12 protein-coding genes are annotated in these 12,323 nt (G+C 50.2%); 10 read left to right on the forward strand and 2 right to left on the reverse strand.

Annotation, left to right across the window (positions count from 1 at the left end; genetic code table 11):
* Window positions 1–87: 87 nt before the first annotated feature.
* Complete coding sequence (locus KNO85_RS02995; RefSeq protein WP_214786818.1) at window positions 88–1,140, forward strand: glycosyltransferase family 4 protein; 1,053 nt, start codon at window positions 88–90, stop codon at window positions 1,138–1,140.
* 40 nt (window positions 1,141–1,180) lie between these two features.
* On the opposite strand, the gene KNO85_RS03000 is transcribed toward KNO85_RS02995, so the two are convergent.
* Window positions 1,181–2,188 carry an LCP family protein gene (locus tag KNO85_RS03000; protein WP_214786820.1) on the reverse strand — a complete coding sequence of 336 codons (1,008 nt, stop codon included), beginning with the start codon at window positions 2,186–2,188 and terminating at the stop codon, window positions 1,181–1,183.
* 41 nt (window positions 2,189–2,229) lie between these two features.
* Complete coding sequence (locus tag KNO85_RS03005; RefSeq protein WP_214786822.1) at window positions 2,230–2,871, reverse strand: YigZ family protein; 642 nt, start codon at window positions 2,869–2,871, stop codon at window positions 2,230–2,232.
* 179 nt (window positions 2,872–3,050) lie between these two features.
* On the opposite strand from KNO85_RS03005, the gene KNO85_RS14985 reads away from it, so the two are divergent.
* The 9 genes from KNO85_RS14985 to KNO85_RS03050 all read left to right on the forward strand — a co-directional run bounded on the left by KNO85_RS14985 (window position 3,051) and on the right by KNO85_RS03050 (window position 12,309).
* The gene (locus KNO85_RS14985; protein ID WP_214786824.1) at window positions 3,051–4,175 is read left to right on the forward strand and encodes a sensor histidine kinase; all 1,125 of its coding nucleotides are present in this window, start codon (window positions 3,051–3,053) and stop codon (window positions 4,173–4,175) included.
* Window positions 4,176–4,197: 22 nt separating this feature from the next.
* Window positions 4,198–4,890: a response regulator transcription factor gene (locus KNO85_RS03015; protein ID WP_271305325.1), complete on the forward strand. Its 693-nt coding sequence runs from the start codon at window positions 4,198–4,200 to the stop codon at window positions 4,888–4,890.
* A 94-nt stretch (window positions 4,891–4,984) separates the two neighbouring features.
* Window positions 4,985–5,833 carry a DegV family protein gene (locus KNO85_RS03020; RefSeq protein WP_214786826.1) on the forward strand — a complete coding sequence of 283 codons (849 nt, stop codon included), beginning with the start codon at window positions 4,985–4,987 and terminating at the stop codon, window positions 5,831–5,833.
* Between the two features lie 51 nt (window positions 5,834–5,884).
* Entirely contained in the window at window positions 5,885–6,592 is a 708-nt protein-coding gene (gene treR / locus KNO85_RS03025; protein ID WP_214786828.1) for a trehalose operon repressor, read from the forward strand.
* Between the two features lie 199 nt (window positions 6,593–6,791).
* Window positions 6,792–8,240: a PTS system trehalose-specific EIIBC component gene (treP, locus tag KNO85_RS03030; RefSeq protein WP_214786830.1), complete on the forward strand. Its 1,449-nt coding sequence runs from the start codon at window positions 6,792–6,794 to the stop codon at window positions 8,238–8,240.
* Between the two features lie 82 nt (window positions 8,241–8,322).
* Window positions 8,323–9,957 (forward strand): alpha,alpha-phosphotrehalase, encoded by a 1,635-nt coding sequence (gene treC, locus KNO85_RS03035; RefSeq protein WP_214786832.1) that lies wholly within the window; start codon window positions 8,323–8,325, stop codon window positions 9,955–9,957.
* Window positions 9,958–10,081: 124 nt separating this feature from the next.
* Entirely contained in the window at window positions 10,082–11,239 is a 1,158-nt protein-coding gene (locus tag KNO85_RS03040) for a DEAD/DEAH box helicase family protein (RefSeq protein WP_214786834.1), read from the forward strand.
* Window positions 11,236–11,904 (forward strand): ComFC family protein, encoded by a 669-nt coding sequence (locus KNO85_RS03045; protein WP_214786836.1) that lies wholly within the window; start codon window positions 11,236–11,238, stop codon window positions 11,902–11,904. Before KNO85_RS03040 ends, KNO85_RS03045 begins: the two co-directional genes overlap by 4 nt.
* Before the next feature lie 18 nt (window positions 11,905–11,922).
* A complete protein-coding gene (locus KNO85_RS03050) occupies window positions 11,923–12,309 on the forward strand; it encodes a flagellar protein (RefSeq protein ID WP_214786839.1) in 387 nt (128 codons plus the stop codon).
* Window positions 12,310–12,323 lie beyond the last annotated feature (14 nt).

A 12,323-nucleotide genomic window follows, 5' to 3' on the forward strand; every position in this document is an offset into this window, starting at 1 on the left:
GTTGTAAACGGACTGACATAAACTGAATGGTTTAAAATATGATATAATCGTCAGAGTCTATTTTTTTGAGAGAGGAACTGTCGGCCCATGTTATGGATTGCCATGTTGGTTAGTTTTGTAATGGCCATCTTGATTACACCGCTCGTTCGACGATTTGCATTTTTCATCGGTGCTGTGGATCATCCGAATGCACGAAAAGTACATTTACGAACGATGCCACGAATCGGTGGTCTTGCGATTTTTATTTCGTTTTTCATTGGCTATGCACTGTTACTTCCGACGAGTCGGTATAATGACGCGATCCTGATTGGAGCCGTCGTAATTATTTTAACCGGGTTGATTGATGATCGATTTCAATTATCGGCGCGTGTAAAATTGATGGGTCAAATCATTGTGACCGTCGTCATCCTCAACTCAGGGATGCGAATCGAGTTAATCAATTTACCGTTTGATCAACAATTATACCTCGGATGGTGGAGTGTCCCGTTGACGTTTATCTGGTTGATTGGAATCATGAATTCCATTAATTTAATTGATGGATTGGATGGCCTTGCAGCTGGTGTCTCGAGTATTGCGTTGGCCACAATCGCGGTATTGGCCATCATTCAAGGGAATGTATTTTTGACTATGATGGTCTTGTTGTTACTCGCTAGTACATTAGGGTTTCTCGTGCATAATTTTTATCCCGCTAAAATCTTTATGGGAGATACAGGTTCGTTATTTTTGGGTTATATGTTAGCTGTGTTTTCTTTGTTAGGCTTTAAGAATGTGACATTGTTTTCACTCGTCGTTCCGGTCTTGTTGCTCGGTTTGCCGATTTCAGATACGATTTTCGCGATTGTACGCCGGCTCGTCCAAGGTCGACCACCGATGTCACCCGATAAATCGCACATGCACCATCAGTTGATCGACATGGGGTTCACGACACGCCAGGCTGTCCTACTCATGTATGGGATGACCCTTTTCTTTGGGATCTCTTCGATCTTGTTTGCGAAGACGACGATGGTCGGGGCAGTCATCACGTTCGTCGTGGTCCTCATCGTCATTGAACTGATTGTCGAATCGACCGAACTTATTCATCCGAACTATAAACCAATCATCCGTACGTCCCGGCGACTTTTGGGTCGTCCGAGGACATAAACAAACGGCCGGTATCGCCAAGCGATATCGGCCGTTTTCTTTAGTAAATCGTCGTCTCGGTCATTGAGTCATCTGTCTCATCCGTTGAAGGTTCGTCTGCCGTGACGGGCATCCCAAGCTCTGTTTGGAGAAGGGCTTGCGCGTCGCGGAGGTCAGCGGGGTCAAGTTCGTAATAATAGACACCGTTCAACGTCAAATCGGTTCCTTCAAGTGTTTCACGATTGAACGTCTTGAGGGATTTCGTATACGGTTGAAGCTGTGAGGCTTCCGACAAGGACATATTTGTTCGAATGTTCTCGCCGACCGCATTCATGATTCGGTTCAACTTGGTGAAAGAGTTGATTGTGGTCGCCTCGTTGATGATGGCCTCGATCACTTGTTGCTGTCGACCTGCCCGACCGACGTCACCGGCTGGGTCTTCTTTTCGCATACGGGCGTACGCGAGCGCTTCTTTCCCGTTCAACACTTGCACGCCAGGCTCTAACTCGACGTTCCCGGTCGCTTTTCCGGAAATCGGGATGAGGACATCGATTTCGACACCTCCGACCGCATCGACGAGGTCTTCGATTCCGTCAAAGTTAATGGTCGCATAGTAGTCGATTGGAATGTCGAGCAAGTTCTCGACGGTCGCGATCGTTGCATCGATGCCTCCGTACGAATAAGCATGGTTAATCTTGTCTTTGAATGGGTCGCTTTCATCGAGGATAATGTCGACATACGAGTCGCGTGGAATGCTGACGAGTGTCACTTGTCGCGATTCCTTGTTGAACGTCGCTACCATCAACGAGTCACTTCGACCTTCTTCGAGTGAGGCGCCGCCGTCGACACCTGCTAACAAGACGGAGAAGTGATCTTTCGTCAAGTCGATAATTTCGTCACGACGTTCCGACTTGTCGCCACGTTCCAACTCTTTATTTGCATTTTCGGCTGTATCGTTCGCTTTGAAGACAAAATAGCCGAAAGCGGAACCGCCGATCAGCAAGACGACACCCAGCACGATGAGGACGATTTTCCAAGGTGACTTTTTCTTGCGTGGGGGTGTTTCCATATGGATTCCTCATTTCAGTTGTTTCTTTTAGTATAGGCGTTTCAGCGTTTGAAATCACGTTCGATGATGCGGATATCGTGAGTTTGTAGTGTACCTTGACCGTTCGTCATGTCTGTCAACCAAGCGAGTGCGGTATCGGTTTCTTCAACTGGGACCGACACGTGGAACGTGACGAGGTCGGCGTAAGAGATGTCGTCGAGCAAGTAGGCGGACTGTCTCAATTCGTTCTCGACTTTGCCGATCCATGTGTAGTCGACGGTAAGCGTTAATTGCTGCATTTGCAAACGTTCGACAATCCCGATCGCGTCGAGTCCCTCGCTGACGGTCCCACCATATGCCCGGATGAGCCCGCCGCCCCCTAATTTGATTCCCCCAAAATAACGTGTCACGACGACGACGGTGTCTTTGAGATGACGCTTCCGTAAAACTTCGAGCATCGGCATGCCCGCGGTGCCGCTCGGTTCCCCGTCATCGTTCGCTTTTTGATGTTCATTTCGTTCCCCGATGATGTAGGCGGAACAGTTGTGGTTCGCGTTCCAATGCTCTTTTTTGATGCTTTGGATGAACGTCTGCGCCTCTTCCTCGGTTTCGACACGTTTGAAGTGAGCGATAAATTTTGATTTTTGTATAACGACTTCGTATGTTCCACTTTGTTTTATAGTATAATTTGACTCAATAGACATTTCTGAAAATTCTCCTTTCTATTTTTGAATATTTTTTTTAAAATTCAAGTAGGCACATACGCTTCACTTAGCGAATGCAATTATAGAAAATCTCTCATGTTCACTGTAAACCTGTTTTAGAGTGGACGATATATAAGGATAGATGAGGATTAACTACCGAACTATTAGGGGATGGCATCGTGAATCATATTACCGATCGGACAGCTTTAGAACATATCATAACAAATATGATTGAAACGGTGACGGAAAGTAAAGAGGAGATTGTCCGTATAACCGAAAGTTCAGCAACTGAATATTCAGCAATTCAAAACGAGTTAAAAGAATTGACGGATAAAATCGAGTTCTACATCGAGGAGTCCGATCGACTCGACCGACTTGTGAAAGCCGCAAAAGCCAAGCTCGTTCAAGTCAGTAAAAAGTTTCATATACATAGTGAGCAAGAAATTCGTGAAGCCTACGAACGGGCGAACCAGATGCAACTGGAACGTTTTCTCGTTCAAAAAGAAGAGATGGCGGCACAGCAACGGCGAAATGATTTAGAGCGGCGTCTTCTTATTTTAGAGGACACGATTGAACGGGCCGAAAAATTGATTGGTCGCGTCAGCGTCGTCTTGAACTTCTTACGAGACGACCTGCAACAAGAATATTCGGACATGATGAAAAAGCAGGAGATGGCCATCGGTGTATTCGAAGCGGCCGAGCGCGAACGGCGCCATCTAGCCCGTGAGATGCACGACGGACCGGCGCAATCGCTTGCCCATATTTTGATACGTGCCGATCTGATTGAAAAGACGTTCGATAAACGAGGGAAAGACGAGGCGTTTGCCGAACTGCATGAATTGAAAAAGTTGATTCGGGGAGCACTCGTAGACGTACGGCGCTTGATTTACGACTTACGTCCGATGTCACTTGACGATTTAGGCTTTTTACCGACGCTTGAGCGCTATCTCCACCAAACGGAGGAGTATACGACCATCAAGACACGCCTTAACTATCGAGGGTCACGCGCCCGTCTGCCAGAGAAGTTAGAAATCAACGTGTTCCGTCTCGTACAAGAAGCGGTGCAAAATGCGATCAAGCATGCCAAGACGCCAGAGATTATCGTCAATGTCGAACAGGCGAGCGATGTGATTCACCTTCACATCCGCGACTATGGCATCGGTTTCGAACCGAGTACGATTGGTGAAGAATCATTTGGAATCGTCGGGATGCGTGAACGAATTGAGTTGGTGAGCGGAAGTATCACCATTGACTCGGAAGTCGGCAAGGGGACGGTCGTCCGGATGTCGATTCCGATTCCGTGAGAGAACAAGGGGGAAGACATACATGGAAATGACACAGACACGCATTGCAATCGTGGATGATCACGAACTGTTCCGCGAAGGATTGAAGCGGATTTTTGATTTAGAAGATGAATTTACGGTCGTCGCAGAAGGGCGTACGGGTCGCGAGGCCATTCGCATCGCTGGCGAACAAAAACCGGAGATTATGATCTTAGACATCAACATGCCGGACATGAACGGAATTGAGGCGACGAAACAACTGTCTCTCCTTTCACCGGAGACACGCGTCCTCATCCTCTCGATCCATGATGATGAATCGTATATCACGCATGCGCTCGAAGCGGGCGCGTCTGGTTTTCTATTAAAAGAAGTGGCGTCGACCGAATTGATTTCGGCGGTCCGCGCCGTCGCTCGGGACGGGGCTTACCTTCATCCGAAAGTAACGACGAACGTCTTGAAAGAGTACCGTCGTCTCTTACAATTCAAAGGGGAACAAGCGGGTCGTGGCGTCGAGAGTCGCACGGATGACCCGGTGTACCAATTGTTGTCACGTCGCGAGGTAGAGGTGTTGCACCTTCTCGCGGACGGTCGGTCGAACCGAGATATCAGTGACATGTTGTTCATCAGTGAGAAAACGGTTAAAAACCATGTGTCCTCTGTCCTCCGTAAAATGGATGTGAATGACCGGACGCAAGCGGTCGTTGATGCGATTCGCCGAGGTTGGGTCGAGATTTGAGCGTCACCGATGCTTTACCTCGTTTTTGTGTTACAATATGGAATGGAATCCTAACATAATTGGAAAATGAAACGACGTAAAGTGAGGATATAGTATGGGAAACATTGCGATTTTAACCGACAGTACCGCCTATCTGTCGGATGATTTTTTGGCACGACATGACGTCCATGTCGCACCACTCAGTGTCATCTTCGATGGCGCGTCGTACCGCGAGTCGATCGATATGTCGACAGAGGCGTTTTATGAGCGAATCGAGGCAGGAAAACTACCGACGACGTCGCAGCCGGTCATCGGTGAGACGGTCGAGTTGATTGAAAACTTGCCAGACGATGTGACGGATGTGATCGCCATCACGCTATCAAGTGGCATCAGCGGAACGTACCAATCGATGGTCGCGATAAATGATATGGTCGATGTGACCGTTCATGCGTTTGACTCAGAAATTTCTTGTATGCCGCAAGCATTTCTTGTGGAAGAGGCGTTAAACCTTCGTGACAAAGGAGCGACACCGGAAGAGATCATCGCTCGACTCGAGACGGTCCGTGATTCGATTCGCGCCTACTTCGTCGTCGATGACCTCGACCATCTACAACGTGGTGGACGATTGAGCGCCGCGCAAGCGCTCGTCGGCTCGTTCTTACAAATCAAGCCGGTCCTACACTTCCAAGACAAATTGATCGTCCCATTTGAGAAGATTCGTACGTATAAGAAGGCTGTGCGTCGAATCGAAGAAATGATGGACGAGTCGATTACTGGAGACGGTGAGGGATACTGTATCGGAATCATTCACGCTAACTGCCCGGAGCGTCAGGCGGAAGAAATCGCTTCGATGAAACAGAAATTCCCGAAAGCACACATCTCGGGAAGCCATTTCGGTCCGGTCATCGGAACGCATCTCGGACCTGGTGCAATCGGCATCACTTGGTATCGTCGCGAATGGTAAACCAAAAGACGACCGTTTCCGGTCGTCTTTTTCAATGGAGGAGGGAATGCGATGGCGAAATATCGCCAAATATTTGAGCGCTTGGCAGAAGAGATGCGCAACGGCACGAGACCTGCAGATTCGAAACTTCCGTCTGAGACGGAATTGATGCATCAGTTCGAGGCAAGTCGGGGAACGGTCCGCAAGGCGCTCGATCTGTTGCAAGAGAACGGTTATGTCCGGAAGCATCACGGGAAAGGCGTCTTCGTGTTGAAACGTGACCAGATCGAGTTTCAATTCAACGGCATCGTCAGTTTCTCGGAAGTGTACGCCAGCATGCTCGGCCGTTCCATTCAGACGCACGTTGCGGCGTTCGAAGAGATGGAGGCCCCACCTTGGCTCGTCGAACGGATGAACTTGAAGGCGGGGACACATGTGTTTCGCATCGAGCGGGTCCGGAACTTTGACGGGGAAAACGTCATCTTAGACATCAACTATTTCGTCAAAGACCTCGTTCCTGGATTAACAGAAGAGATTGCCGCTCGTTCCATCTATGGATATATTGAAGGTGAACTCGGCTTACAGATTAGCTACGCCAAACGGAAGATCGCGGCGGAAGACGTGACCGAACTCGACCGGATGCGTCTCGATTTGCATGACTATGAGTATGTCATCGTCATCACGAACGATACGTTTTTATATGAAGGACAGCAATTTGAATATACGGAGTCACGTCACCGCCTGGACAAGTTTCAGTTCAGTGACGTTGCTCGGCGCTAGACCTCTTTCGAACAGGAAGAGGTTTTTGTTTGACGGAGAACGGATAAGGAAATTTTTTACATGAATAATCACTAGAATGTTTCTTGGTAACTTGTATATATAAGTTGTTGACGTAACTTATATAGATAAGTTATACTTTGTTTGTACTCATAAGTAACCGTTTTCATTAATCGTTTTCAAACAAAGGAGGACATTAAACATGAAGGCAGATTATCGTCAAATTGCCGCAGATATTTTAGAAGCGATCGGCGGCAAAGAGAACGTGGATAAGGCCGCACACTGTGTGACGCGTCTCCGCCTCTCGCTCAAAGATCAGTCAAAAGTCGATGAGGCACGTGTGAAGGAAGTCGATCTCGTCAAAGGAGCGTTCGAGAACTCAGGCGTGTATCAAATCGTTATCGGAGCCGGCGATGTCGATCGCGTCTATGCCGAGTTCATCAAACTCGCGGGACTAGAGGCGGCAACGGTTGCCGAGGTCAAATCCGCAGGCGGCAAAAAAATGAATCCGCTTCAAAAACTCGTCAAAGTCTTCTCTGACGTCTTTATGCCAATCATTCCAGCCATCATCGTGGCCGGTCTCCTCATGGGGATCAACAACTTACTTGCTTCAGAAGGTCTCTTCATCGAAGGGCAGACGCTCATCGAGGCTTATCCGAACCTACAAGGACTTTGGGACCTGATCAACATGATGGCGAACACGTCATTCGTCTTCTTACCGGCACTCGTCGGATGGTCGGCGACGAAACGTTTCGGCGGAAGCGAAGTACTCGGGATCGTCATGGGTCTCTTGCTTGTCCACCCGGACCTCTTGAACGCATGGGGCTACGGTACGGCAGCACTTGAAGGCGAAGTACCGACATTCGATATCCTCGGACTCTTCGAGATCGAGAAAGTTGGATACCAAGGTCAAATCTTGCCGGTCCTCGCCGCGGCTTATATTTTGAGCCAAATTGAGATGTTCTTGAAAAAACGTGTACCGAACGCGATTCAACTCTTGGTCGTTCCAATCACGACAATCGTCGTCACTGGATTCCTCGCACTCGCAATCGTTGGACCGGTCACACGCGGAATCGGGAACTTGATTGCGACAGGACTCGTCAACACGTTTGAAGCGGTACCAGTTGTCGGGGCACTCCTCTTCGGATTGTTCTATGCACCACTCGTCGTCACAGGGATGCACCACTTGTTCATCGCCATCGACCTTCAGTTGATTGCCGATACAGGCGGTACGTTCATCTGGCCGATGATCGCACTCTCAAATATTGCCCAAGGTTCTGCCGCATTTGCGATGTTCTTCGTCTACAAGCACAACGCGAAGCAAAAGAGCATGGCATCGACTTCAGCGATCTCTGCCTACTTCGGCATCACGGAGCCGGCGATGTTCGGGGTCAACTTGCCGAATAAATTCCCGTTCTACTCTGCGATGATCGGGTCGGCAATTGCAGCAATCTTCATCACATTGAACGATGTTCAAGCAATCGCAATCGGTGTCGGAGGACTCCCTGGATTCCTCTCAATCTTCACAGATAAAATCCTTCTCTTCATCGTCGGCATGATCATTGCGATCATCGTCCCGTTCGCGCTCACATTCATCTTGTCGAAGCGTTACATGAAGAAAGGTGAAATCGAAGAAAACAAAGTCGCATAAGCATTGACTCGGGAGGGAGGGACGGCAGTTCTTCCCTCTTTCTTATTGAAATGAAAACTCTTACAAAAAGGAGATGTCGTTGATGACACAGAAAAATTGGCGCAAATCAGTCGTCTATCAAATTTACCCGAAAAGTTTTTACAGTCCGGAAGGGAACGCGACCGGATCAATCAAAGGGGTGACGGCGAAGCTAGATTACTTGGCAGAACTCGGCATCGAATACATTTGGATGACGCCTGTCTATCAGTCACCTCAACACGATAACGGCTATGACGTGAGTGATTACTATGCCATCGACCCTTCATACGGTACGATGGAAGACCTCGACGAATTGATCCGTGAGGCAGAGGCGCGGGGCATCGGCCTTATGATGGACATCGTCGTCAACCACTCGTCGACCGACCACGAATGGTTCCAAAAGTCGCTATCGGGAGACGAACGATACCGTGACTACTACATCTGGCGTGACGAACCGACGAACTGGGAATCGAAGTTCGGTGGGAACGCGTGGGAATATGATGAGAAGAGCAGACAATACTATCTCCATCTGTTCGACGTGACCCAGGCCGACTTGAACTGGGAGAACGAGCAGATGCGCGAGGACGTCTATGAGATGATGCGTTTCTGGCGCGAGAAAGGGATCAAAGGGTTCCGTCTCGACGTCATCAACTTGATCTCAAAAGAACAAGACTTCCCAGAGGACGAGTCGGACGGTCGGAAATTCTATACGGACGGTCCACGCATCCACGAATATTTGAAAGAGATGAACCGCGAAGTATTTGACGGTCATGATGTCATCACGGTCGGTGAGATGTCGTCGACGACGCTTGACCACTGTGTGCGTTATTCGAACCCGGACGAGAACGAACTCAGCATGACGTTCAGCTTCCACCACTTGAAAGTCGACTATCCGAACGGCGAGAAATTCGTCGCGGCACCATTTGACTTCATCCAATTGAAAGACATCATGTCGACGTGGCAACAAGGGATGCATGGGAAGGGATGGAACGCCATCTTCTGGTGCAACCACGACCAACCGCGTGTCGTCAGCCGTTTCGGGAACGACACGAACCATCGCGTCGAGAGCGCGAAGATGCTCGCGACCGTGCTCCACGGGCTCCAAGGGACACCTTACATCTATCAAGGAGAAGAAATCGGGATGACGAATCCTGGTTTTGACGACTTAAATGAGTATCGAGACATCGAGACGCTCAACAACTATAAGTTGAAACGCGAAGAAGGCGTGTCGCATGAAGACATGATGGCGGCCATCAAACAAAAGTCACGCGACAACTCGCGGACGCCGATGCAGTGGGATGCGACGATACATGCCGGTTTCACGGATGGCACACCGTGGATTAACGTGGCACCGAACTATCAAGACGTGAACGTCGAAGCGGCGCTCGATGACCCGAATTCGGTGTTCTACCACTACAAGAACTTGATTGCGTTACGAAAAGAACTTGACGTCTTGACGGACGGGGACTACACGCTCCTCACGCCTGATTCGTTAGACGTTTGGGCATATACACGGAAGACCGACCGCGAGGAACTCCTCGTCGTCGCCAACTTCTATGGAACCGAAACGACGTACACGATTCCGGAAGATTTCGAGCGGGTGAGCGTCGTCAGCCACAACTACGACGTGCCTGAGCTCGACGGGACGACGTTGTCCCTTCGTCCGTACGAGGCGATCATGTTCTACAAACAGAAATAAGCAAGTGGGACCCGACTTTTTCGTCGGGTCCTATTTGTGTTTAATCGATTGCTTGTCCTTCATAAGTTGAGTCGCAGTCGCGTCTCCAATTTGCTAGCGTGAAAGGAAAAAGGAGCAAGGAAATATGGGAGAACTCATCGTCGCATCAAACGGGACGCGCGCCATCCGCTTCGGCATCTGCCAACGCTGCCTCAGCACGAACGTCCGGACCTTCACCTGTCATCACGGTTCGTGTGCCTACTGCCGGAACTGTCTGTATCTCGGACGCGTCTGTCGCTGTGACTTTTTAGAAGAGAGGGACATCACGACTCCACCCGAGACGACCGAATTGACGATGCCGTTCGAACTCGCACTTGCCCAAACGCGGGTCGCGAATCAGTTGCTCGCTTGGTGGGACGACCGCAAGACGGGGCTCGTCCACGCGGTGTGTGGGGCCGGGAAGACCGAGATGACGTTCCCGGTGATCGAGCGGGTCGTCAATGAAGGGAAGCGGGTGTTGATTGTATCCCCACGGAAAGACGTCGCCCTCGAATGGGTGGAACGGCTCGAACGAGCATTCACCGTACCCGTCACGAGACGATACGGGGGTGGGGAAAAAGCTTCCATCGGGATGATCACCGTCGCGACCGCGCCGTTACTACTCAATCTACGTCATGTGTTCGATTATGTGCTCGTCGATGAGTCCGATGCCTTCCCGTTCGCCTTTGACGTCACGTTATGGCGCACCATCCTTCGGGTCGGGAAAGGGGTGTTTGTCTTCATCACGGCGACCCCGACCGTATGGCAACAGATGGTTTCGACAGTTCATCTGTCTCGCCGTTATCACGGGTTCGATTTACCCGTGCCGACACTCGTCAAACAGACCGATGAGCGACTCTTCGACTTTTGTCGACGTCATGCATCGAAACCGCGTCTCTTGTTCGTGCCGACGAAGCCTGATCTGGAACGGTATCAAAAGACTTTAGAAGACGCAGGATTTACGTGTCGGATGGTGTCTGCCGAGACAGAGGAACGGACCGACGCGCTTCACTGGCTTCAAGAGACGAAGGGGATTGTCCTCGCGACATCAATCTGGGAGCGGGGGATGACAGTTCGAGACGTGCAGGTCGGGGTGGTCGAAAGTGAGCATCGGCTCTTCTCGACACGCGGGCTCATCCAAATGGCGGGCCGGGCCGGGCGAAAACCGGATGCGCCGACAGGGGAGGTCTGTTTCTTTTACGGGGAGCGGACGTTCCGACAAGACCTCGCCATTCGCGCGATTCAGAAGGCGAACAGACGATGAACTGTCTCCTTTGTCACCAACCGATGACCGTCCCGTGGACACCAGCCACGTTATGGAGACGCGACTGGGTGTGCCCATCGTGTGAGGACCGACTGACACCGCTCCATGGAGGCTGTCCGCGTTGCGGTCAACCGAACGAAACCGGTGAGACGTGCCCGGACTGTATCCGCTGGCTCGCACTCGGGTTGGATTTGACCGTTCATTGTCTATACGCGTATGACGAGGCGGGTGTTGAATGGCTACATCGCTTCAAGTTCAGTGGGGACGTCGCCATCGCCGCGTCGGTCGCACCAGTGCTTCGAAAGCTAAGAGAACCGGGCGTGACGTATGTACCCGTCCCGCTCAGTGATGAACGACTCCGATTGCGTCGCTTCAATCAAGCAGAACTGCTCGCGCGAAAGATCGGTCCGACCCGACAACTGATCGAAAAGAACGAGGTTTCAAGTCAACGCGAACTCGGGAAAGAAGAAAGACGACACCGAACGAATCCTTTCACTGTACCAACTTCAGTGAAATATGGGAAAATCATTCTTGTAGACGACGTCTATACGACGGGGACGACGCTCCATCAGGCAGCATTTTCGTTACGGCAGGCGGGTGCGACAGAAGTTTCTGCGATTTGCTTATTTCGGGCGCTAAACAAATCAAAAACGCGTCCGATATAAAGAGCAGAGGTGAAACCAATGAATGCAGCATCTTGCCAAATGTGCGGACGCTTGTTTATGAAACAAGGTCGCTCGCCTTATTGCCCATCATGTAGTGAAGTCGACTATCAAAACTTTTTGAAAGTCCGTGACTTCATTCGTGAACCAGAAAACAAATCAACGAACATCGGCATCCTCGTCGAAGCGACGGGTGTGTCAGAACTTGATATCACGCGATATATCCATGAAGGACGCCTGATCATCAAGGACAACCCGGAACTCTTGATCGGCTGCGTACGTTGCGGTCAACCGACGAACGAAGGGAAAGTGTGTTCGAACTGCCAGAGAGATATGCAGAAGGAACTGTCTAGTCTACAAGAGAGCTTGACGAAATCGTCATCTGCTCGCGCTTATCGTTTGGATTAACATCATGAAGAGGG

This window comes from Exiguobacterium sp. s124 (assembly GCF_018617485.1).
GTDB classification, from domain to species: domain Bacteria; phylum Bacillota; class Bacilli; order Exiguobacteriales; family Exiguobacteriaceae; genus Exiguobacterium; species Exiguobacterium aestuarii.

Coding starts and splice junctions, on each gene's coding strand:
- KNO85_RS02995 (WP_214786818.1), top strand. CDS start 88: ATGTTATGGATTGCCATGTTGGTTAGTTTTGTAATGGCCATCTTGATT.
- treC (WP_214786832.1), top strand. CDS start 8,323: ATGACACAGAAAAATTGGCGCAAATCAGTCGTCTATCAAATTTACCCG.
- treR (WP_214786828.1), top strand. CDS start 5,885: ATGGCGAAATATCGCCAAATATTTGAGCGCTTGGCAGAAGAGATGCGC.
- KNO85_RS03005 (WP_214786822.1), bottom strand. CDS start 2,871: ATGTCTATTGAGTCAAATTATACTATAAAACAAAGTGGAACATACGAA.
- KNO85_RS03040 (WP_214786834.1), top strand. CDS start 10,082: ATGGGAGAACTCATCGTCGCATCAAACGGGACGCGCGCCATCCGCTTC.
- KNO85_RS03020 (WP_214786826.1), top strand. CDS start 4,985: ATGGGAAACATTGCGATTTTAACCGACAGTACCGCCTATCTGTCGGAT.
- KNO85_RS03015 (WP_271305325.1), top strand. CDS start 4,198: ATGGAAATGACACAGACACGCATTGCAATCGTGGATGATCACGAACTG.
- KNO85_RS03050 (WP_214786839.1), top strand. CDS start 11,923: ATGAATGCAGCATCTTGCCAAATGTGCGGACGCTTGTTTATGAAACAA.
- KNO85_RS03000 (WP_214786820.1), bottom strand. CDS start 2,188: ATGGAAACACCCCCACGCAAGAAAAAGTCACCTTGGAAAATCGTCCTC.
- KNO85_RS03045 (WP_214786836.1), top strand. CDS start 11,236: ATGAACTGTCTCCTTTGTCACCAACCGATGACCGTCCCGTGGACACCA.
- treP (WP_214786830.1), top strand. CDS start 6,792: ATGAAGGCAGATTATCGTCAAATTGCCGCAGATATTTTAGAAGCGATC.